Source organism: Streptomyces sp. NPDC034099, assembly GCF_055575415.1.
In genome coordinates, this window is record NZ_JBVISR010000012.1 from 231498 (window position 1) to 252712 (window position 21215).

The following is a 21215-nucleotide window of genomic DNA, read 5'->3' on the forward strand; positions in this document are numbered from 1 at the left end:
ATGCCTGACAGATCCAAGAGACCGCCGACACGGCCGTCCCGGCCCCGGGCCCTGCGGACCACGGTCGCGGCGGTGCTCGCCGGGGCGCTCGGCCTGGCCGCGCTGACGGGCGGCGGCAGCGCCGTCGCGGTACCCGTCGCCGAGGCCGCCTCCTCGGCCGACGCGGCGTCCGGCGGGACGGACTACACGAAACTCGTCGACCCGTTCGTGTCCACCGCGGGCGACGACGGCAACGACCTCCCCGGCGCCCAGGCACCGCACAGCCTGGCGAAGGTCAACCCGATGACGACCCCGGGCCGCAACCACTCGGGGTACGACTACCACGAGGACCACATCGCCGGGTTCACCGCCACGAACCTGGACGGCGTGGGCGGTTCGGGCGGCGGCGGCGACCTGCTGGTCGTCCCGGCCTCGGAGCAGTACGACGAGCGCCCGGCCACGAGCACCTACGCCCACCCCTACCGCCACGACGACGAGTCCGCGTCGCCCGGCTCCTACCGGGTGGGCCTCGGGTCCCCCGCCGGGACCATCGACGCCGAGATGACCGCCACCACGCGCACGGCACTCGAGAAGTACCGCTTCCCCGCCGGTTCGCGGCCCCAGCTCGTCCTCGACCTGGCCAACAACTTCACCAGCCGCACCCGCGCGACGCTGGACGCGACCGAGCTGAAGGACGGCACCACCGCGATCAGCGGGCTCGTCGCCGGGTCCTTCAACGGCGCCTCGTACCGCCTGTACTACTACGCCACCACGAACGTCCCCGTGACCTCGCTGCGCAGTTGGGGCGACGACGGCACGCTGAGCGACGCGACCGCGCGGGACGGCACCGACACCGGCGCCGTGCTCGGGTTCGACGAGGCCGACGGCGACGACATCGAGCTGCGCGTCACGCTGTCGCCGATCAGCGCCGAACAGGCCGCGCTCGACCAGCACAACGAGGTGGCGGGCCGCGACTTCGCGGACGTGCGCGCGCAGACGAGGGCGGACTGGAACCGCACGCTCGGCGCCGTCGCGGTGAAGGCGTCGAAGAAGGCCGACCCCGACTCGACGCTCACCCGGCAGTTCTACACGCATCTGTACCGCATGTACGCGCTGCCGGTGAACGCCACCAGCACCAGCGGCACCTACCGCGGCGTCGACGGCGCGGTGCACCGGGCGAACGGCTTCACGTACTACGACGGCTGGTCCACCTGGGACGACTTCCGCAAGTACTCGGTCGAGGCGTACATCGACCCGGCGACCTACCGGGACCTGGTGCAGTCCGCCGTCATCCTCTTCGCCGACGCGCACGCCGCGGGCAAGAGCCCTGGCAGCCTCACCCACTCGGTGCCGACCGTGCGCTGGGAGCGTTCGGCGGTGGTGGTCGCCGACGCGCTGTCGAAGGGGTTCAAGGACTTCGACCGGCTCGACGAGGCGTACCCGGCGCTGAAGTCGTACACCGGGTACTACACCGGGACCCAGCTGCGGCAGGGGTACATCGCCGGTGACCCCGGTACGACGGTGCAGCGCGGCTACGACCAGTGGGCGCTGTCCGTCGTCGCCGACGCGCTCGGCGAGGACGCGGACGCGAAGAAGCTGCGCGAGCAGGCGACGATGGCGATCGACAACCTGGTCAAGCCCGGCGCCTGGACCGCGGCCGACGGCACCGAGGTCGGTCTGCTCACCCCGCGCGACGGCGCGGGCGACTGGCAGGGCGTCGACTACGAGAAGTTCGAGGAGGCCAGGCTCTACCAGGGCACCCTCTGGCAGTACCACTGGTACGACGCGTACGACATGGGCGGGCTCATCGAGGCCATGGGCGGCGAGAAGGCGGGCCGGGCCGCGATCCGGCACATGTTCGGCGAGGACTCCGACGCCGACGACGGCTCGGCCATGCTGCACTCCAACGCCAACGAGATCGACCTCCAGGCCCCCTACCTCTTCAACTACGTGGGCGAGCCGAGCCTGACGCAGAAGTGGGTCCGCGCCATCTACACCGGTGAGACCTGGAACCGGTACATCGCGACGGGCTCCACGAACGAAGCACCCAGCTCCGGCGGCGAGTTCAGGCCACCGGTGAAGACCAAGGTCTACAAACCGGCCCCGGACGGCTTCCTGCCGACCATGGACAACGACGCCGGCACCATGTCGACCATGTTCGTCGCCGCCGCCCTCGGGCTGTTCCCGGTGACGGCGGGCTCCAGCCAGTTCCAGATCGGCACCCCGTTCTTCGACTCGACGACGATCCGTTACGCGGGCGGCGCCGCCTTCACGGTGAACGCCGACGGAGTCTCGCCGACCGACTACTACGTGCAGCGCGCGACGCTGAACGGCAAGCGGTTCTCGAACACATGGCTCGACTACTCGCGGATCGTCGGCGGCGGCACCCTGGAGTTCGACATGGGTTCCGCGCCGTCGTCCTGGGGTTCGCGCACCGAGCCCGCGTACTCGCTGAACACCGACCGGGGCGACGGTGACGACTCCGCGCCCGGCAAGGGCACAACCGTCGTCTCCGCCCGCCCGGAGACCGTGGACACCTCCGCCGACGGCACCGTGGACGCGAGCGTCGGGCTCCGCCTGTCCGGCAGGGCGTCGTTCGCCGCTCGGAAGGGGACCAGCCTCAGCCGGACCGGCGCGGCGAGCGTCACCTGCCTCCCGGACGGCGTGCGGGCCGACCTCAGGGTCACCGGAAGCCGCACCGCCTCGCTGAGGCTCACCGGCACCACCGAGACCGACGCGCGGTTCGGCATCACCTTCCGCGACCGGGCCTTCCCGCACGGCATTCCGGCCTCCACGGTGACCGGAACCGGCGTGTCCGTGACCGACCCGCTGGTCGTATCGGCCGCGCCGGTGCACCGGAAGAGACTCGCCGCCCTGGCCGACGAGGCGTCCCTGGTGCGCGAGGGCAACTACTCCGACGGCTCCTACGGCGTCTTCCGGGCGGCGCTGGAACGCGCCCGGACCGTCCTCGCGGACCCCGCCTCCCCGACCGGCACGCTGATGGCCGCGCACGACGCGCTGCGGTCCGCGATCGACGCCCTCACCCTGGACGAGGGCGGTTACGCCGTCCTCCAGGCCGAGGACCCCGACCGGATGGAGGGCCCCAGCCTCGTGAAGGAGGCGTACTACTCCGACGGCGACCTCGGCGGCGTCACCGAGGGCGCCTGGGAGCAGTACACGCACCTCGACTTCGGCGGTGTCGCCCCGCGGAGCGTCTCGGTGCGCTACGCCAACTCCCAGGCGCCGGCCGCGGAACCGAGCAGCGTCGACATCCACGCCGGGGACGCGGACGGCCCCGTCGTCGCCACCGTCTCCCTCCCCGGGACCGGCGGCTGGCAGTACTACACCACCGTCCAGGCGGCCGTCACCGACCCGGACGCCCTGCTGGACGCTTCGAGCGCGACGTTCATCTTCCACGCCCCGTCGGGGCGGCAGTGGGTGTCGAACTTCGACTGGTACCGGTTCTCGCCGCAAGCCGCCCCGTCGGCCTCGCCGGTCACCACACTCGCCACGCTCACCACCGCCAACGCCACGGCGACCGGGGGCGGTTCGCTGCCGCTGAAGCTCTCGGGCGGTGTCTTCGAGAACGTGACGAACGGCGCGTGGGCCGAGTGGCGGGACACCGGTCTCGGCGCCGGCGCCGACACCGTCACCGTCCGTTACGACAAGCCCCGGTCCCGCGCGGCGTCGGACTCGCGCGTCGAGTTGCGCCTGGGTGCGAAGGACGGCCCGGCGGCCGTCGGCGTCCCCCTCGACTACACCGGCTCGGGCTGGGGAACCGTCGCGACCACGAGCGTGCGGGTCGATCCGGACACCTTCGACGGCTCCCAGGACGTGTTCGCCGTCTTCGTCTCCGGCACCCAGACCGACGCGCAGCCCTACGTCGCCAACGTGTACGCGCTCACCCTGACGCGTGAGGCGGACGCCCCGGTGGTGTTCGACGCCACGGCGTTCGAGGCGAACAGCGGCGGCGGCCTCAAGAGCGAGCCGGCCACCTGGAGCGACGCGGGACCTACGGGTTCTCGCCAACCGGCGAGGCCGGGCAGGCCCTCGACGCGCCGGCCGACGCGGCGGCCCTGCTGATCACCGCCTTCCCGGACCTCACCGCCGAGCAGCGCACCCAGGTCCTGGAGCAGACCGCGACGGACTCCGGGTACCCGCTCGACCTCACCGCGTCCGGCGGACCGGGCTGGCAGCGGATCAACCTGGCGGCGGCTATGGCGGCGGACGTGGAGGTGAACGCCGACGGGTCGGTCACGGTGACCAACTTCTCGGACGCCACGAGGGCCGGTGTGTCCGACGCCTCCGCGCTCACCGTGGGCGGCGTCGCGCTCGACGGGTTCGACCCGGAGGTGAGCACCTACGTGGTGGACTGGCCGGAGCACGGGAGGATCCCCGCGGTGGGTGCCGTGCCGGCACAGTCCGGTGCGCGGGTGGAGGTCACCGACGGCAGTGACACGGTCTCGTCGTCCCGGTCCCGCCTGACCACCCGCACCATCAAGGTGATCTCGGCCAACGGCGCGTACACCCGGACCTACACGGTCGGCTTCCGGCGGACGTCGGACCACCTTCCCCCCCCTGGCGGGCCGCGTCCGGTGGCCGGGGCGCCGTCGGCGGCGACGGTGGCGCGGGCGGAGGCGGGCTCTGGTCGCCCGCCCGGGAGTGGGCGGCGGCACGGGGTGGGGGTGCGTGACGGACGAAATGGGTGCCGGACCCGATGGACCGGGTGCCGTGCGTCGTCGACGCTGCTGCGGTGTCCTTGTTCTGGAGAATCTCGCTGTTCAACTCGGTGGTGCTGATCGCCGCGACCGCGTTGCTGCTGGGACCGGTCACCGTGTCGACGCCCGTCCTGCTCACCGAGGCCGCGATCCTCACGGTGGGGCTGGTGGTGATCCTTGGCGCCAACGTCCTGCTGCTGAGGATCGGTCTCGGGCCGCTGCGCCGGCTCGCGCACGCCATGACCACGACCGACCTGCTGCGGCCCCGGGTCCGCCCGAAGGTCGACGGCGACGGCGAGATCGCCGCGCTGATCACCACCTTCAACACCATGCTCGACCGGCTGGAGGCCGAGCGCGCGCTGAGTGCCGCCCGCACGCTGAGCGCGCAGGAGTCGGAACGCCACCGGGTCGCCCAGGAGCTGTACGACGAGGTGGGGCAGACCCTCGCCGCCGTGCTGCTGGACCTCAAGCGAGTCGCGGACCAGGCGCCCGGCCCGGTGCGTGAGCAGCTCTCGCAGGTGCAGGAGACGACCCGGGCCAGCCTGGACGAGATCCGCCGCATCGCCCGCCGCCTGCTGCCGGGGGTGCTGGAGGAGCTGGGTCTGACCAGCGCCCTGAGGTCGCTGTCGGACGAGTTCACCGGGCCGTCGCTGACCGTGCGCCACGAGATCGCCCCCGGCCTGCCCGCCCTCGGCGACAACGCCGACCTGGTGCTCTACCGGGTCGCCCAGGAGGGTCTCACCAACGCGGCCCGGCACTCCGGCGCCCGCCTGGTGGTGCTCACCCTGGCGCGGGCGGGCGACGCCGTGGAGCTGCGGGTGCGCGACGACGGCCGGGGCTTCGACGGCTCCGGTGGGGCCGCCGAGGGCGCCGGCATCCGCGGCATGCGCGAGCGCGCCCTGCTGATCGGCGCCGACCTCGTGGTCGGTCCCGCGCGCGGGGGCGGTACCGAGGTGCGGCTGACCGTTCCCGTCGGGGACCGGGTGGCCGACCCGGTCGGGTGACCGCCCGGACCGGCGCGGGGCGGGGCGGCGCGGGAACACTCCCGCCGGGCGCACTGTTGTCCCCGGAGGCGGAACGGAGGCGGAACGGTGCACGGTGAGTACAAGATCCCGGGCGGCAAGCTGGTCGTGGTGGACGTGGAGGCCGAGCAGGGCATGCTGCGGCACGTGCGCGTGGCGGGCGACTTCTTCCTGGAACCGGACGAGGCGCTGGACGCCGTGAACCGCGCGCTGGAGGGGGCCCCGGCGGACACCGACGCCGCGGGACTCGCCGCGCGGATCGACGCGGCCGTGCCCGAGGGCACCGTCATGTACGGGCTGACCTCGGAGGGCGTCGGCATCGCCGTGCGCCGCGCGCTGGCGCACGCCACGGACTGGACGGACTACGACTGGCAGCTCATCCACGAGGGCCCGCAGTCCCCCGCGCTGCACATGGCCCTAGACGAGGTGCTGACCGCCGAGGTCGCCGCGGGCCGGCGTCCGCCCACCCTCAGGGTGTGGGAGTGGGGAGCCCCAGCGGTGATCATCGGCAGTTTCCAGTCGCTGCGCAACGAGGTGGACCCCGAGGGCGCCGCCCGGCACGGCATCGAGGTGGTGCGCCGCGTCTCCGGCGGCGGCGCGATGTTCGTGGAGCCCGGCAACACGATCACCTACTCCCTGTCCGTGCCGGAGGCGCTGGTGCAGGGCCTCTCCTTCCAGGACAGCTACGCCTACCTCGACGACTGGGTGCTCGGCGCGCTCGGCGAGATGGGCATCCGCGCCTGGTACCAGCCGCTGAACGACATCGCCACCGACCAGGGCAAGATCGCGGGCGCCGCCCAGAAGCGCGTCGTGGGACCCGGCGGCGGCCCCGGCGCCGTACTGCACCACGTGACCATGTCGTACGACATCGACGCGGACAAGATGCTCCAGGTGCTGCGGATCGGGCGGGAGAAGATGTCCGACAAGGGCACGAAGTCCGCGAAGAAGCGGGTGGACCCGCTGCGCCGGCAGACCGGGCTGGCCCGCGAGGCCGTGATCGAGCGGATGATCTCCTCCTTCGGCGGCCGGTACGGGCTGACCCAGGGCAAGGTGACCGACGAGGAGCTGGCCCGCGCCCGGGAGTTGGCCCGCGCCAAGTTCTCCTCTCCCGAGTGGACCGCCCGGGTGCCCTGAGGCCCGCCGCGGCTCCCCGCGCGCGCTAGGCCGTGCCGCGCACCGCGACCAGGCCCGACTCGTAGGCGAACACCACGAGTTGGGCGCGGTCGCGGGCGCCCAGCTTGGTCATCGCGCGGCTGATGTGCGTCTTGGCGGTCAGCGGGCTGATCACCATGTGGGCCGCGATCTCCTCGTTGCTCAGGCCGCGCGCGGCGAGCGCGGCGGCCTCGCGTTCCCGGCGGGTGAGGGAATCCAGACCGGGTGCGGTGGTCCGGTCCGGCGGCCGGGCGACGAACTCGCCGATCAGGGTGCGGGTGACCGACGGGGAGAGCAGCGCCTCGCCGTGCGCCACCACGTCGATGGCCTGGAGCAGGTCGGCGGGTTCGGTGTCCTTGAGGAGGAAGCCGCTGGCGCCGGCCCGCAGCGCCTCGAAGACGTACTCGTCCAGTCCGTAGTTGGTGAGGATGACGACGCGTACGGCGGCGAGGGCCGGGTCGGCGGCGATGCGACGGGTCGCCTCGATGCCCGACATCACCGGCATCTGCACGTCGACCAGCGCCACGTCGGGCACCTGGGCCCGCACCAGCGCCACGCCCTGCTCCCCGTCGGCGGCCTCGCCGACCACCTCGATGCCCTCCTCGGCGTCGAGCAGCGCCCGGAAGCCGGCCCGCATCAGCGCCTGGTCGTCGACGAGCGCGACGCGGAGGACGCCGCTCATGCCGTCTCCCCCAGCGGGAGCCGTGCGCGCACCGAGAAGCCGCCCTCCGCGCGCGGGGCGGCACGCAGGGTGCCGCCGAGGGCGCTCACGCGTTCCCGCATGCCGGTCAGGCCGGTGCCCGGCGCCGGCGGGCGGGCCGGATCGGCGGCTCCGTCGTCGTCCACGTCGATCGTCAGCTCCCCCACGGCCCCGTCTCCCATGGCCTCCCCCGTGTTCCGTGTGCCGTAGTCGATGCGGACCCGCACCTTCGCCGGTCCGGCGTGCCGGGCCGCGTTGGTGAGGGCCTCCTGCACGATGCGGTAGGCGGCGCGGTCGAGTGCCCGGGGCAGCGGGCGTTCGTCCCCGGTGACGGTCAGGTCGACGGCGAGTCCGGCCGCGCGGGCCCGCTCGACGAGCAGGGCCGGGGTGCCGGTGGGTTCGTCGGCCCGCAGCACCTGGAGGGCGGAGCGCAGTTCGCGCATCGCCTCGCCACTGGCCTCCTGGATGGCGAGCAGCGCGGGCGGCACCTCGTCGCCGCGTTTGCGGGCGAGGTGGACGGCGACTCCCGCCTGGAGTTTGACGATGGAGATGCTGTGCGTCAGCGAGTCGTGCAACTCGCGGGCGATCCGCAGCCGTTCCTCCCCGGCGCGGCGCAGGGCCGCCTCCTCCCTGGTGCGCTCCGCCTCCAGGGCCCGCTGTTCGGTCTGGCGCAGGTACGCCTGCCAGTTCCGGTCGGCGAGCCCGGTCACGACGGCGCACAGGAACCAGCCGACGAGCAGTCCGGCCCGCTCGGCCACGTGCTGCGTGCCCGGGCCGGTGGCCACGTATCCGGCCAGGAACACGGCGCTGCCGGCGGCCGCGACCGCCCGGTGGCCGACCCGGGCCGCGGTGTGCACGGCGCCCAGGACGGGCAGCGCGGACAGCGGACCGGGGTGCGCGTGCAGGACGTACGCCGTGCCGAGGACGGTGGCGACGGCCAGTACCGCGCGCGGGGCGGCGCGGTGGAAGGCGAGCGCCGCCGAGGCGAGGGCGACGAGCACGTGGTCGAGTGCCGTGGTGTCCTCGTCGAACGCCGCGACCGTCATGCCGAGCGCGCCGACCACGGCCGCGAGGACCACGTCGGCGAGCCGTTCGCGATCGATCCGACGCCCGCTCATGCCCGCACCCTATGCGTCCGCGTGAACGGTCGCGTCGGCCCTGTGAACGGCTTCGGGACTACTCCCGGTGAAGTAGTCGGCCGCCCGGCCGGGTCCCGGCGGCGCAGCGGCAACCGCATCCGGCCGGACGACGACGCCACGCACCCCGGCGGCGCAGGCTGCTGTCCATGCCCACACCCTTCCGTCACACCGAACCGCTGCCGCCGAAGTCGGCCACCGGCCGCGTCGCCGAGGTCTACGCTCAGGCCGCACGGGACTTCGGCATTCCCGAACCCGCCCCCTTCGTGGTCCTCTCCTCGGCGCCCGCGCTCGTCGCCCCGGCCTGGGCGCTGATGCGCGAGTCCCTGCTCGCCGGCCCCGGCGACCGGACCGGCAAGGAGGTCGCCGCCTTCGGGGTGTCTCAGGCCAACAGGTGCCGGTTCTGCGTGGACGCGCACACCATGCTGCTGCACGCCACCGGCGACCACGCCCTGGCCGAGCGGCTGGCCCGGGGTCAGGAGCCGGCCGACGAGCGGCACGCGCGCGTGCTCGACTGGGCGCGGCGCACCCGGGTCCCGGGCGGCGCGCGGGAGCCGTACCCGTTCCCGGCCGAGGAGGCTCCCGGCTACCTCGGCACCGTGCTGGCGTTCCATTTCATCAACCGCGTCGTGTCGTCGCTGGTGACCGAGAGGCTGCTCCCGGCCGACGCGCAACGGCTGCGTCCGGTACGGAGCCTGGCGGGCCGGTCGCTGTCCCGCACCGTGCGCCGCACCGCCGTGCCCGGCGCCTCGCTGCCCCTGCTGGAAGACCCCGGCCGGGGACCGGAGTGGGCGGCGGGGACTCCGGTCGGGCCGGCGTACGCGGCGCTGAGCGCCACCGCTTCGACGGGCGCCGGTCTCCTGGACCCCGACGACCGGGACCTCGTACGCGCCGCGTTGCGCGACTGGGACGGCTCCCATCCGCCCGTCGAACCCGACCCGTTCCCCGACCGGCGGGAGCGGCCCGGCGCCCGGCTGGCGCTGCTGGCCGCGCTCGCGCCGTACCGGATCACGGACGCGGACGTCGCGGCGTGGCGCCGCCCCGAGCACACCGACCACTGCCTGGTCCACCTCGTCGCGTACGGGGCGTTCGCCGCCGTGGACCGCGTCGAGACGGCCCTGACCGGCCCCGGCTCCCGCCCCACCGCACGGGAGACCTCATGACCACCGTCGACTCCCTGCCGTCCCGCTTCTCAGGCCGGCCCCTACGGCACTGACGGCCGCCGTTCGTCTGCGTCACCGGGCGGGCACGCACCGAGTTCGGCCTTCCGCCCCACGGGGACTCGTGTGACACTGGCGTCCCGTCCGCTGTGCGGGCACCCTCCGCACCGTCCCCCACGAGAAGTGCGCCGTGCGTTCTCTTCCCCTGCCGCTCGCCCTGACCGCCCGTCTGGCGCCGGTCGCCGTGCTCGCCACGGCGGGCTGGGCGCTGTCGTCCGGGCCGGACACCTCACCGGCCGCGAAGGACAGGACGCCGCCCGACACCGCGAACCGCTCGGCGTCCGCACCCGCGACCCGGGCGGCGACGAAGACGTACGCCACCGCACCGGCGCCGTGCGAGGCCGTGGCCGCCAAGACGGTCACCTCGCTGGTGCCGGGCGCCAAGGCGGCCGGCAAGGAGATCCCGTCCACGGACACCGAGGTGCGCCGCACCTGTTCCTGGAACGCGCTCAAGGGCTACGACTACCGCTGGCTCGACGTCTCCTTCGAGGTGATGCAGACGGACGAGGCGGCGCAGAAGTCGTACAAGGAACGGGTCGCCGACCGCAGCGGCGGCGGCGCCGTCCCGGGCCTCGGCGACAGCGCCTACTCGGTCGTGAACCTCACCACCGAGGACAAGCAGCAGACCCGCGAGGGCACCGTTCTGGTCCGCGCGGCCAACGCCCTGGTGATGATCACCTACAACGGCAGCGACTTCGAGTCGAAGAAGGCCCCCGGTACGACCGAGATCAACAAGGGCGCCATCAAGGCGGCCAAGGAGGCCGTGGCCGCCTTGCGGGACGGCTAGGGCTGCGCGGTGGGGCCGGTCGTCTCGGCCTTCGGCCGCGTGGCGGGCAGCAGCATCAGGGCCAGGTAGAGGACGAGGGATGTGCCGAGGCCCACCGCCCAGCCGTAGTCGGCCAGTGGTTCGAGGAACGGTACGGGGCGGCCGTCGACCAGGGGGTGGAAGTCGGCGCCGCCGATGGCCAGGACGCCGCCGACGGCGAAGGCGAGCACCGCGCGCCAGTTCCAGCCGCCGTCGTACCAGTAGCGGCCGCCCCTGCGGTACAGGTCGACGAGGTGCAGCCGGGCGCGGCGCAGGATCCAGTAGTCGGCGATGAGGATGCCGGCCACCGTGCCGAGCAGGCCGCCGACCAGGCCGAGCCAGGTGAAGATGTAGCCCTGCGGGTCGGAGTACAGCTTCCAGGGGAAGATCAGCACGGCCAGGACGGACGTGATGAGCGCGCCCGCCCGGAAACTCACCTTGCGCGGTGCGACGTTGGAGAAGTCGAAGGCCGGTGAGACCAGGTTGGCCGCGATGTTCACGGACAGGGTCGCCACCAGGACGGTGACGAGGGCGAAGAGCAGGCCCACCACGTTGTTCGTCTTCGCGGCGAGTTGTACCGGGTCCCAGATCGGCTCGCCGTACACGGCCTGGGAGCCGGAGGTGACCATGACGGAGAGGAAGGCGAACAGGGTCATCGTCGTCGGCAGACCGAGGGCCTGGCCGCGGGTCTGGGCCCTCTGGCTCTTCCCGTAGCGGGTGAAGTCGGGGATGTTGAGGGACAGCGTGGACCAGAAACCGATCATGCCCATCAGGGAGGGCCAGAACAGCTTCCAGAAGTCGCCGCCCCAGCCCAGCTTCGAGGGCTGGTCGAACAGCGGGCCGAAGCCGCCCGCCTTGTCGGCCATCCACCACAGCATCACGAAGGCACCGACGAGGACGAAGGGCGCCGCCCAGTTCTCGAAACGGCGGATGGTCTCCATGCCCCGGTGGATGATGGCGACCTGGAGCACCCAGAAGATCGCGAACGACAGCCACATCGTCCAGGCGTGGCCGCCGACCGTCGCGGCGCCGGTCCAGCCGTCGCCGATCAGCTTGCCGGCCAGGAAGTAGATCGCCTCGCCGCCGATCCAGGTCTGGATGCCGAACCAGCCGCACGCCACCAACGCCCGCACGACGGCGGGGAGGTTGGCGCCCCGGATCCCGAAGGAGGCGCGGGCGAACACCGGGAAGGGGATGCCGTACCTGGGTCCGGCGTGCCCGGTGAGCAGCATGGGCGCGAGGACGATCAGGTTGGCCAGGGCGATGGTGAACACCGCCTGTTTCCAGTCCATCCCGACCGCGATGAGACCGGAGGCGAGGGTCCAGGAGGCCGTGTTGTGGGCCATGCCGACCCACAGGGCGGAGAAGTTGTACGTGGTCCAGGTGCGCCCCTCGACGGGGACGGGCAGCAGGTCTTCGTTGGCGTAGGGACCGCTCGGCGGCGGGGAGCCCGGGGCGAGCTCCACGCGCCCGTCGGGGAGGGTGACTTGGGCGGACGGCGGTATGGCCGTGGGCGCGGTGTCGGTCATGGGCAGGCCAATCATGCGGTGGGACGGGAGAGGCCGTGCGGGCGGTGCCGAGGGGGGTGCGCGGGTGCGCCCCGGGGCCCGCCCCGGAGCGCGGGGCGGGCGGGGACGGGTCAGGCGTTGACGGCCGGGATGACCTTCGTGCCATAGGTGTCGATCACGGCTTCCTGCGCGTCGTGCATGTCGTACAGCGCGAACTGGTCGACGCCGAGGGCGCGCAGGGCGGTCAGCTTCTCGATGTGCTTCTCGACCGGCCCGATCAGGCAGAACCGGTCGACGATCTCGTCCGGCACGAACTGCGTGTCGGGATTGCCGCTGCGCCCGTGGTGGGCGTAGTCGTAGCCCTCGCGGGCCTTGATGTAGTCGGTGAGTTCGTCGGGCACGGCCCCGGTGTGGGCGCCGTACTTGGCGACCAGGTCGGCGACGTGGTTGCCGACCATGCCGCCGAACCAGCGGCACTGCTCGCGCGCGTGGGCGAGGGCCTCGGGCGAGTCGTCGGCGGTGACGTAGGCGGGGGCGGCGACGCAGACCGTCACCTCGGACGGGTCGCGCCCGGCGGCCTCGGCGGCGTCCCGGACGGCCTTGACCATGTACTCGGTCAGGTAGAGGTCGGCGAGCTGGAGGATGAAGCCGTCGGCCTCCTCGCCGGTCATCTTCAGGGCCTTGGGGCCGTAGGCGGCCATCCAGACCGGGACCTCGGCGCCCGGCTTGATCCACGGGAACCGGACGACGGTGCCGCCGCCGAGGTCGGCCTCCTCTCCCCTGCCCAGCGCGCGGATGACCTTGATGGCCTCGCTGATGCGGGCGAGGGTGTTGGGTTTGCGTCCGGCGACCCGCATCGCGGAGTCGCCGCGGCCGATGCCGCAGACGGTGCGGTTGCCGAACATGTCGTTGAGGGTGGCGAAGGTGGAGGCGGTCACCTCCCAGGTGCGGGTGCCCGGATTGGTGACCATCGGGCCGATCTTCAGCGTGCTGGTGTGGGCCAGGACCTGGCTGTAGATCACGAACGGCTCCTGCCACAGCACGGCGGAGTCGAAGGTCCAGCCGTGGCTGAAGCCGTTGTGCTCGGCCCGTTTCATCAGGTCCACGACGCGGGAGGCCGGCGGGTCGGTCTGCAGGACGAGTCCGAAGTCCATGGGCACCACTCCTAGTTCAGGTACTGACAGGTGGCGCGCGGGGTGTAAGCGCCGTGGCCCTTGCGCCCGGTGTACTCCCGCTCGGTGACGACCGGTTCGCCGCGCGAGAGCACGGTCTCCACGCGGCCGGTGATCCGCTTGCCCTCGTACGCCGAGTAGTCGACGTTCATGTGGTGGGTCTCGGCCGAGAGGATCTGCTCGGCGTGCGGGTCGTAGACGACGATGTCGGCGTCCGCGCCGGGCGCGACGGTGCCCTTCTTCGGGTACAGGCCGAACATCCGGGCCGGGGTGGCGCAGGCGATCTCGATCCAGCGGCGGCGGCTGATGTGGCCGTCGACGACGGCCTGGTGGAGCAGGTCCATGCGGTTCTCGACGCCCGGCATCCCGTTGGGGATCTTGGAGAAGTCGCCCCGGCCCAGCTCCTTCTGCCCGCTGAAGCAGAAGGGGCAGTGGTCGGTGGAGACCACCTGGAGGTCGTTGGTCCGCAGCCCCCGCCACAGCGCCGCCTGGTGTTCCTTCGGCCTGAGCGGGGTGCTGCACACGTACTTGGCGCCCTCGAAGCCGGGCTCGGCGAGGTTGTCGGTGGACAGGAACAGGTACTGGGGGCAGGTCTCGCCGAAGACGGGCAGGCCCTCGTCGCGGGCCCGGGTCAGCTCGGCGACCGCCTCCGTCGCCGAGACGTGCACGACGTACAGCGGCGCTCCGGCCACCTGCGCGAGCCGGATGGCGCGGTGGGTGGCCTCGGCCTCCAGGAGGGCCTTGCGGACCTCGCCGTGGAAGCGGGGGTCGGTCTCGCCGCGGGCGAGGGCCTGCTCGACCAGGACGTCGATGGCGATGCCGTTCTCGGCGTGCATCATGATCAGGCCGCCGTTCTCGGCGGCGCGCTGCATGGCGCGCAGGATCTGGCCGTCGTCGGAGTAGAAGACGCCGGGGTACGCCATGAACTGCTTGAAGGAGGTCACCCCCTCCTCCACCAGCAGGTCCATCTCCTTGAGCGTCTCCTGGTTCACGTCGGAGACGATCATGTGGAAGCCGTAGTCGATCGCGCAGTTGCCCTCGGCCTTGGCGTGCCAGGCGTCCAGGCCCTCGCGCAGGGAGTGTCCGACGCTCTGGATGGCGAAGTCGACGATGGTGGTGGTGCCGCCCCAGGCGGCGGCACGGGTGCCGGTCTCGAAGGTGTCGGCGGCGTAGGTGCCGCCGAAGGGCATCTCCATGTGGGTGTGCCCGTCGACGCCGCCCGGGATGACGTACTTGCCGCTCGCGTCTATCACCCGTTCGGCGCTGAACGCCTCGGCGGCCGGGGTGCCGGTCGCGGCGAGGGCGGCGACGCGGCCGTCCTCGATCAGGACGTCGGCGTGGATCTCGTCGGACGCGGTGACGACGAGGCCGCCGCGGATGACGGTACGGCTGCTCATGCTGCTGTTCCCTCCTGTCGGGGCGCCGGCGGATCAGGGCGCGGTCAGCGGGGAGTACGTGCCCGGCGCGCGGTCACGGTAGAACTGCCAGCGGTCGCGGACCTCGCGCAGCTTGGCCATGTCGAGGTCGCGGACGACGAGTTCGGTCTCCTTGTCGCTCGCCACCTCGCCGACGAACTGCGCCTCGGGGTCGACGAAGTACGAGGTGCCGTAGAAGTCGTTGTCGCCCAGCTCCTCGACGCCGACGCGGTTGATGGCGCCGACGAAGTACTCGTTGGCGACGGCGGCCGCCGGCTGCTCCAGCTGCCACAGGTAGCCGGACAGGCCGCGGGAGGTGGCCGACGGGTTGAAGACGATCTCGGCGCCTTCGAGGCCCAGCGCCCGCCAGCCCTCCGGGAAGTGCCGGTCGTAGCAGATGTAGACGCCGACCTTGCCGACGGCGGTGTCGAAGACCGGCCAGCCGGAGTTGCCGGCGCGGAAGTAGAACTTCTCCCAGAAGCCGCGCACCTGCGGGATGTGCGTCTTGCGGTACTTGCCGAGGTAGGAGCCGTCGGCGTCGATGACGGCCGCGGTGTTGTAGAGGACGCCGGGCTGCTCCTCCTCGTACATGGGGAGCACCAGGACGATGCCGTGCTCGCGGGCGAGCCGCTGGAAGCGCTCCACGATCGGGCCGTCCGGGACGCGTTCGGCGTAGGCGTAGAACTCGGGGTCCTGGACCTGGCAGAAGTACGGTCCGTAGAACAGCTCCTGGAAGCACATGACCTGTGCGCCCTGGGCGGCGGCGTCGCGCACCGCCTGTTCGTGGACCTGGATCATCGATTCCTTGTCGCCCGTCCAGGCGGTCTGGAAGAGCGCGGCACGGATCACTCGGCTCATCTTCGGCCTCCACTCGCTCGAATCGCTCGGTGTGGCGCTCGGTGTACGGCGAGACTAGGGACGCCGGGTGGCCGGAATGAGTGGCACGGTGTCACGTCTGCGGGGGTCGGGCATTGCACGGTGTCACCCCTGTTGCGCGTCGTGGGCGAGGAGCGCGATGTGGACGGAGGCGGCCTGCTCGAAGTCGTCGAGGTCGACGCCGAGGCGGCCCTGTATGGCTTCGAGGCGGCGGTAGAGCGCGGGCCGGGAGACGTGGTGCAGCTGGGCGGTGCGGGACTTGTTGCGGCCGGTGGCCAGGTAGGTGCGCAGGACGGGCAGCAGGTCCTGGTCGGGCCCGCGCAGCAGCCCGTCCAGCTCCCGTTCGGCGAAGGACTGCACGTGCGGGTCGTCGCGCAGCAGCCGCACCAGGCCGCGCAGGTGGACGTCGCGCAGGCGTACGACGGGCGGCAGGTCAAGGGCGGTCGCGGAGTCCGCGACGGCGTCGGCGACGTGCTGCGCCTCGCGCAGTGCCGCCGGTACGTCGGCCCAGTCGCCGCGGGCTTCGGCGGCGGCGACCACGGCGTGGCGGGAGTCCGGCTCCGAACGCAGCCGGGTCGCGAAGTGGACGGTCAGGGCACGGGCATCCTGGTCGGGGGCGAGGCTGAGCAGGACGGCCACGCGGTCGTCGGCGAGCCCGGCGGCGATCCCCGGCAGTCCGAGCCGCCGCAGCACCCGGGCCGGCCGGGCGGGGTCCCGCTCGCGGACGACGAGGGGGACGAAGACGCGCCGGTTGACCGGCAGCCCCGCGGCGCGTGCCCGGGGCAGCAGCTGCCGCGCCGGTACGGCCCCGCTGACCAGGTCGGTGAGCAGGCTCCGCGCGGACTGCTCCTCCCAGGAGTCCCAGGAACCCGCGGACGCGGCCCCCTGGGACCCGTGGGTCCCGTCGCCGGCGAGCATGCGGTGCAGGACGAGGGCCTCGGCGGCGCGGTCGGCGAGCAGCCGTCCGGCGGCCCGGTCCCCGCCGTAGCCGCACAGCACCAGCCGCCCCCAGCGCTCCCCGCGGCAGCTCAGTTCGGCGCGGAGCCAGCCGTCGGCGGACCCGGCACCGGCCTGGCGGGCGATGCGTTCCCAGTCCCGCAGCACGTCGTCGACGGCCGCCCGCTCCCCCGCCGTGGCGAGGACGCGGTGGGCGAGGTTGGTGACGACGACCGGGCAGCCGGCGTGCCGGGCCACCTCGTCGAGCAGGCGCTGCACGGGGGCGCCGGCGGTGATCAGTCCGGTCAGTTCGGTGCGTACCGCCTCGGAGAGGCTGACGGCGGCGAACTTGCGCCGCAGCAGCCGGGACTGCACCTCTTCGGTGAGTTCGGCGAAGGGGAAGGGCCGGTGCAGGACGACCATGGGCAGCCCGCAGCGCTCGGCGGCACTGCGCATCACGTCGGGCGGGGCGGGGAAGGCGCGGCCGAGGCCGAGTACGACGGCCGAGGCCTCGGCACGGTCCAGGGAGCGGATGTACTCGCCCTGTTTGTCCTCGTCACCGGCGAGGAGCACGCCGGTGGTCAGGACCATCTCGCCGCCGCTGAGCATCACGCCGACGTCGGCGGCCTCGGCCACGTGCACCCAGCGCACCGGCCGGTCGAGCCGGTGGGCACCGGCCACCACCTCGGGCTGTCCGGCCCGCACCCGTTCGAGGCCGAGCACCTGACGGACCGACAGAGCCGGCTCCCAGGGCTCCCGGGGCTGCTGGGCCGGGGTCTCGGGGGTGGTGGTCATGGCGGCGCCTCCTGGGCCCGGGACGCGGAACGCGGCTCTCAGATGCTCCGCAGGGCGCGTTCGAGGATCGCGGCGCCCTCCTCGGCCTCCGCGACGGTGAGGGACATCGGCGGGGCGACGCGGAGCACGCTGGTGCTGTGGCCGCCGCCCTTGCCGACGAGCAGTCCGTCGGCGCGGGCCGCCTCCAGCACGGTGGACGCCGCCTCGGGAGCGGCCTCGTCGGTGCCGGGCCGGGTCAGCTCGACGCCGATCATCAGGCCGCGCCCGCGCACCTCGCGCACGTGCGGCACCTGGGCGGCGGCGGCGCGCAGCCGTTCGATGAGCAGGCCGCCGACGCGCCGGGCGTTGCCCTGGAGGTCGTGTTCGAGGAGGTGGTTGAGGTTGGCGAGGCCCGCGGCCATGGTGAGCTGGGTGCCGCCGAAGGTGGAGATGCTGTTGGCGTCCAGGCAGTTCATGATCTCGGCGCGGGCGACGACCCCGCCGATCGACATGCCGTTGCCGATGCCCTTGGCGAAGGTGACGATGTCCGGCGGACCGCTCCTCCCGTGCGCCTGCCAGCCCCAGAAGTGCTCGCCGGTGCGGCCCCAGCCGGTCTGCACCTCGTCGGCGATCCACAGGATGCCCCGCTCGTGCAGCACCTCGCGGAAGGCGGCGTACAGGCCGTCCGGCGGGGAGGTGAAGCCGCCGACGCCCTGGACGGGTTCGGCGATCAGCGCGGCGGGGGCGCGGGTGTGGCCGAGGAGGTCCACCAGGTCGGCGACGCAGGCGTCGATGAAGTCCCGGTCGTCCAGGTGGGCGTAGGGGCCGCGGGTGCGGACGCCGCCGTGGACGTAGAGGGTCTGGAGCGGGGAGAGGGAGGTCGGGGACCAGCCGCGGTTTCCGGTGATGCCGACGGAGCTGAAGGAGCGGCCGTGGTAGCTGTTGCGCATCGCCAGGATCGTGTTGCTGCGCCGGTGGGCGGTGGCGAGCAGCAGGGCGGTGTCGTTGGCCTCGGTGCCGGAGGTGGTGAAGAAGACGCGGGCGTCGGGGATGCCGGACAGCTGGGCGACGCGTTCGGCCAGTTCGACCATCGGGCGGTTGAGGTAGAGGGTCGAGGAGTGGATGATCCGCCCGGCCTGCTCGGCGACGGCCTTGGTGACCTCGGGCAGGGCGTGCGCGGTCATCGTGGTGAGGATGCCGCCGAAGAAGTCGAGGTACTTGTTTCCCTCGGCGTCCCAGACGTGCCGGCCCTCGCCGTGGGTGATCTCCAGCGGGTCTTCGTAGTAGAGGGCGAGCCAGTCGGGCAGGACGGCGCGGTGGCGGGCGTAGAGGTCACGGGTCACGGCCGCACCAGCCCTTCGTAGGCGTCGGGGCGGCGGTCGCGGTAGAAGGCCCACTGCTGCCGGACCTCGTCGATGAGGTCGAAGTCCAGGTCGCGGACGACCAGCTCCTCCTTGGTGTCGCTGGCCGTATCACCGACGAACTGGCCGCGCGGGTCCACGAAGTACGACGTGCCGTAGAAGTCGTTGTCGCCGTACTCCTCGACTCCGACCCGGTTGATGGCGGCGACGAAGTACTCGTTGGCGACGGCCGCGGCGGGCTGTTCGAGCTGCCACAGGTGGGCGGAGAGGCCGCGGTGGGTGGCCGAGGGGTTGTACACCAGCTGGGCGCCGCCGAGGCCGAGTTGGCGCCAGCCCTCCGGGAAGTGGCGGTCGTAGCAGATGTACACGCCGACCTTGCCGACGGCGGTGTCGAAGACCGGCCAGCCGAGATTGCCGGGGCGGAAGTAGAACTTCTCCCAGAAGCCCTTGACCTGCGGGATGTGGTGTTTGCGGTAGGTGCCGAGGACGGTGCCGTCGGCGTCGATCACGGCCGCGGTGTTGTAGTAGAAGCCGGACTGCTCGACCTCGAAGACGGGGACGACGAGCACCATGCCGGTCTCGCGGGCCAGCACCTGCATGCGGCGGACGGTGGGGCCGTCGGGCACGGGCTCGGCCCAGCGGTAGTGCTCGGGGTCCTGGACCTGGCAGAAGTAGGGGGCGTTGAACACCTCCTGGAACCCGATGACCTTGGCGCCCCGCCGGGCGGCCTCGCGGGCGTGCTCCTCGTGTTTCGCCACCATGGACTCGGTGTCGCCGGTCCAGGTGGCCTGGACGAGAGCGGCACGTACGACGTTGGCCATGAGCTGCTCCTTCGACACGACGTCAGAGCCTCTACACCCGTAGAGCAGGCCGTAGAGGGACGAACGTAAGCCTGGCCGGAGGGGCTTGCCAAGACCATCGTCGTCAAGGCGCGGTGTCGATCGTGTTTCGCACTCCTGTGGGTGAGTGCCGCCGCCTCAGGCCGGCACGGGCGCGCACCTGCCCACCAGCTCGTCCATGGACAGCCCCAGCGCGCCGGCCAGCGCGGCCACCGTGAAGAACGCCGGGGTGGGCGCCCGGCCGGTCTCGATCTTGCGCAGCGTCTCGGCGGAGATGCCGGCCTGGGCGGCGACCGCCGTCATGCTCCTCTCGCCGCGGGCCGCGCGGAGCAGACGCCCGAGCTGCTCGCCGCGCTCGCGCTCTTCGGGGGTCAGAGGGGTGCGTACCATGTCGTCATTCTAATACCGGCTTCCCGTACCGGTCCCGCCCCGCGGGCGATCCGTCGCCACCGCGCGCGAACCCAATTAAAATACCGGTATAGTAATTGGCATGGTGGAACTCAAGACGGACACATCGATCGACGCCATGCACGCGGCCGGACAGGTCGTCGCGCGCGCCCTGACCGCCGTACGGCAGGCCGCGGACGTGGGCGTGTCCCTGCTGGAGCTGGACGCGGTGGCGCACGAGGTACTGCGGGAGGCGGGCGCGGGCTCGCCGTTCCTCGGCTACCGCCCCTCCTTCGCTCCGACACCCTTCCCGGGCGTCATCTGCGCGTCGGTGAACGACGCGATCGTGCACGGCATCCCGGACGGCTACCGGCTGCGCGACGGGGACCTGGTCTCCATCGACTGCGGCGCCCTCCTGGACGGCTGGGCGGGCGACTCGGCGCTCAGCTTCGTGGTGGGCACCCCACGCCCGGCCGACCTGGCGCTGATCGAGACCGCGGAGCGGGCCCTGGAGGCGGGCATCGGGGCGGCCGTCGTCGGCAACCGCATCGGCGACATCGCGCACGCCATCGGCACGGTCTGCCGGTCGGCCGGTTACGGGATCATGGAGGACTTCGGCGGCCACGGCATCGGCCGGCACATGCACGAGGACCCGGGGGTGCCCAACGAGGGCCGCCCGGGACGCGGGCTCCCGCTGCGGCACGGCATGGTCCTCGCCATCGAGCCCATGCTGACCGCCGGCGGCCGCGACGACTACCACGCGGCTCCCGACGGCTGGACCCTGCGCACGAACGACGGCTCCCGGGCGGCGCACGTGGAGCACACGGTGGCGATCACGGAGAGCGGCCCACGCGTCCTGACATCGAGGGACGGCCTCTGAGAGACGGCGCGACGGGGACCGGGACCCGGTCCGGGTCCCGGACCGAGAGCCGGGCAAGGGCCCGGGCGGCCGCAAGCCCGAGCCCCGGACCGCGCCGCGAGCCCACCCGGGGGCAGGCCGTGTACTGGGCCGGGGCCGCGAGTCGGGGCCAGATCGACAGACCCGCCGGAATCGCGAACCGCAACCGAGCGAAGGCCCGGGCCAGGACCCCGAACCGAGACCCGAGTCGCGAGCCCACCCGGCGACCAGACCGTGAGCCAGACCGCGGACCGAGCCCGGATCGCAGGCCCGGCCCGGGAGCCGGGTAGTGGCCCGGGCCGGTGGTCGGCCCGGCT

Annotated in this window: 15 protein-coding genes and 1 pseudogene; 6 read left to right on the forward strand and 10 right to left on the reverse strand. The window is 72.8% G+C overall.

The features are described from left to right. The 3 genes and pseudogenes from ACZ56V_RS30755 to ACZ56V_RS30765 form a co-directional block, all read left to right on the forward strand. A pseudogene (locus tag ACZ56V_RS30755) lies at positions 1-4002 on the forward strand (glycoside hydrolase domain-containing protein); the annotation flags it as partial. 730 nt (positions 4003-4732) lie between these two features. Beyond that, positions 4733-5701: a HAMP domain-containing sensor histidine kinase gene (locus ACZ56V_RS30760; RefSeq protein ID WP_468946813.1), complete on the forward strand. Its 969-nt coding sequence runs from the start codon at positions 4733-4735 to the stop codon at positions 5699-5701. Between the two features lie 87 nt (positions 5702-5788). Then, positions 5789-6853, forward strand: a complete 1065-nt coding sequence (locus tag ACZ56V_RS30765) for a lipoate--protein ligase family protein (protein ID WP_467382703.1) — start codon at positions 5789-5791, stop codon at positions 6851-6853. 25 nt (positions 6854-6878) lie between these two features. Here the strand turns inward: ACZ56V_RS30765 and ACZ56V_RS30770 are convergent, their stop codons facing one another. Continuing rightward, positions 6879-7553 carry a response regulator gene (locus tag ACZ56V_RS30770; RefSeq protein ID WP_468946816.1) on the reverse strand — a complete coding sequence of 225 codons (675 nt, stop codon included), beginning with the start codon at positions 7551-7553 and terminating at the stop codon, positions 6879-6881. Continuing rightward, positions 7550-8689 carry a sensor histidine kinase gene (locus tag ACZ56V_RS30775; protein WP_398915824.1) on the reverse strand — a complete coding sequence of 380 codons (1140 nt, stop codon included), beginning with the start codon at positions 8687-8689 and terminating at the stop codon, positions 7550-7552. The genes ACZ56V_RS30770 and ACZ56V_RS30775 overlap by 4 nt, the downstream gene beginning before the upstream one ends. Before the next feature lie 167 nt (positions 8690-8856). Here ACZ56V_RS30775 and ACZ56V_RS30780 point away from each other — a divergent pair, with 167 nt between their 5' ends. Then, on the forward strand, positions 8857-9870 hold the full coding sequence (locus ACZ56V_RS30780) for a carboxymuconolactone decarboxylase family protein (protein ID WP_468946820.1): 1014 nt from the start codon (positions 8857-8859) through the stop codon (positions 9868-9870). Positions 9871-10057: 187 nt separating this feature from the next. Next, positions 10058-10714 (forward strand): hypothetical protein, encoded by a 657-nt coding sequence (locus ACZ56V_RS30785; RefSeq protein WP_398915821.1) that lies wholly within the window; start codon positions 10058-10060, stop codon positions 10712-10714. Here ACZ56V_RS30785 and ACZ56V_RS30790 read toward each other — a convergent pair. The 8 genes from ACZ56V_RS30790 to ACZ56V_RS30825 form a co-directional block, all read right to left on the reverse strand. Beyond that, entirely contained in the window at positions 10711-12261 is a 1551-nt protein-coding gene (locus ACZ56V_RS30790; protein ID WP_468946823.1) for an NCS1 family nucleobase:cation symporter-1, read from the reverse strand. The two genes, ACZ56V_RS30785 and ACZ56V_RS30790, sit on opposite strands and share 4 nt — an antisense overlap. Before the next feature lie 110 nt (positions 12262-12371). Continuing rightward, the gene (locus ACZ56V_RS30795) at positions 12372-13394 is read right to left on the reverse strand and encodes a TIGR03842 family LLM class F420-dependent oxidoreductase (protein ID WP_104631926.1); all 1023 of its coding nucleotides are present in this window, start codon (positions 13392-13394) and stop codon (positions 12372-12374) included. An 11-nt stretch (positions 13395-13405) separates the two neighbouring features. Then, a complete protein-coding gene (hydA, locus tag ACZ56V_RS30800; protein ID WP_398917493.1) occupies positions 13406-14809 on the reverse strand; it encodes a dihydropyrimidinase in 1404 nt (467 codons plus the stop codon). Between the two features lie 33 nt (positions 14810-14842). Then, positions 14843-15685 carry a nitrilase-related carbon-nitrogen hydrolase gene (locus ACZ56V_RS30805; protein WP_398917491.1) on the reverse strand — a complete coding sequence of 281 codons (843 nt, stop codon included), beginning with the start codon at positions 15683-15685 and terminating at the stop codon, positions 14843-14845. Between the two features lie 123 nt (positions 15686-15808). Beyond that, a complete protein-coding gene (locus tag ACZ56V_RS30810) occupies positions 15809-17434 on the reverse strand; it encodes a PucR family transcriptional regulator (RefSeq protein ID WP_468946828.1) in 1626 nt (541 codons plus the stop codon). Between the two features lie 38 nt (positions 17435-17472). After that, on the reverse strand, positions 17473-18756 hold the full coding sequence (locus ACZ56V_RS30815; RefSeq protein WP_398917487.1) for an aspartate aminotransferase family protein: 1284 nt from the start codon (positions 18754-18756) through the stop codon (positions 17473-17475). Then, complete coding sequence (locus tag ACZ56V_RS30820; RefSeq protein ID WP_398917485.1) at positions 18753-19595, reverse strand: nitrilase-related carbon-nitrogen hydrolase; 843 nt, start codon at positions 19593-19595, stop codon at positions 18753-18755. The genes ACZ56V_RS30815 and ACZ56V_RS30820 overlap by 4 nt, the downstream gene beginning before the upstream one ends. Positions 19596-19751: 156 nt before the next feature. After that, positions 19752-20003 (reverse strand): helix-turn-helix domain-containing protein, encoded by a 252-nt coding sequence (locus tag ACZ56V_RS30825; protein ID WP_007445836.1) that lies wholly within the window; start codon positions 20001-20003, stop codon positions 19752-19754. A 100-nt stretch (positions 20004-20103) separates the two neighbouring features. Here ACZ56V_RS30825 and map point away from each other — a divergent pair, with 100 nt between their 5' ends. Beyond that, positions 20104-20880, forward strand: a complete 777-nt coding sequence (gene map / locus ACZ56V_RS30830; RefSeq protein WP_398917484.1) for a type I methionyl aminopeptidase — start codon at positions 20104-20106, stop codon at positions 20878-20880. Positions 20881-21215: the final 335 nt, after the last annotated feature.

What these genes read in the sequence shown, in the direction of transcription:
- ACZ56V_RS30770 (WP_468946816.1), bottom strand. Translation starts at nt 7,553, where the DNA reads ATGAGCGGCGTCCTCCGCGTCGCGCTCGTCGACGACCAGGCGCTGATG.
- ACZ56V_RS30775 (WP_398915824.1), bottom strand. Translation starts at nt 8,689, where the DNA reads ATGAGCGGGCGTCGGATCGATCGCGAACGGCTCGCCGACGTGGTCCTC.
- ACZ56V_RS30780 (WP_468946820.1), top strand. Translation starts at nt 8,857, where the DNA reads ATGCCCACACCCTTCCGTCACACCGAACCGCTGCCGCCGAAGTCGGCC.
- ACZ56V_RS30790 (WP_468946823.1), bottom strand. Translation starts at nt 12,261, where the DNA reads ATGACCGACACCGCGCCCACGGCCATACCGCCGTCCGCCCAAGTCACC.
- ACZ56V_RS30795 (WP_104631926.1), bottom strand. Translation starts at nt 13,394, where the DNA reads ATGGACTTCGGACTCGTCCTGCAGACCGACCCGCCGGCCTCCCGCGTC.
- hydA (WP_398917493.1), bottom strand. Translation starts at nt 14,809, where the DNA reads ATGAGCAGCCGTACCGTCATCCGCGGCGGCCTCGTCGTCACCGCGTCC.
- ACZ56V_RS30805 (WP_398917491.1), bottom strand. Translation starts at nt 15,685, where the DNA reads ATGAGCCGAGTGATCCGTGCCGCGCTCTTCCAGACCGCCTGGACGGGC.
- ACZ56V_RS30810 (WP_468946828.1), bottom strand. Translation starts at nt 17,434, where the DNA reads ATGACCACCACCCCCGAGACCCCGGCCCAGCAGCCCCGGGAGCCCTGG.
- ACZ56V_RS30820 (WP_398917485.1), bottom strand. Translation starts at nt 19,595, where the DNA reads ATGGCCAACGTCGTACGTGCCGCTCTCGTCCAGGCCACCTGGACCGGC.
- ACZ56V_RS30825 (WP_007445836.1), bottom strand. Translation starts at nt 20,003, where the DNA reads ATGGTACGCACCCCTCTGACCCCCGAAGAGCGCGAGCGCGGCGAGCAG.
- map (WP_398917484.1), top strand. Translation starts at nt 20,104, where the DNA reads ATGGTGGAACTCAAGACGGACACATCGATCGACGCCATGCACGCGGCC.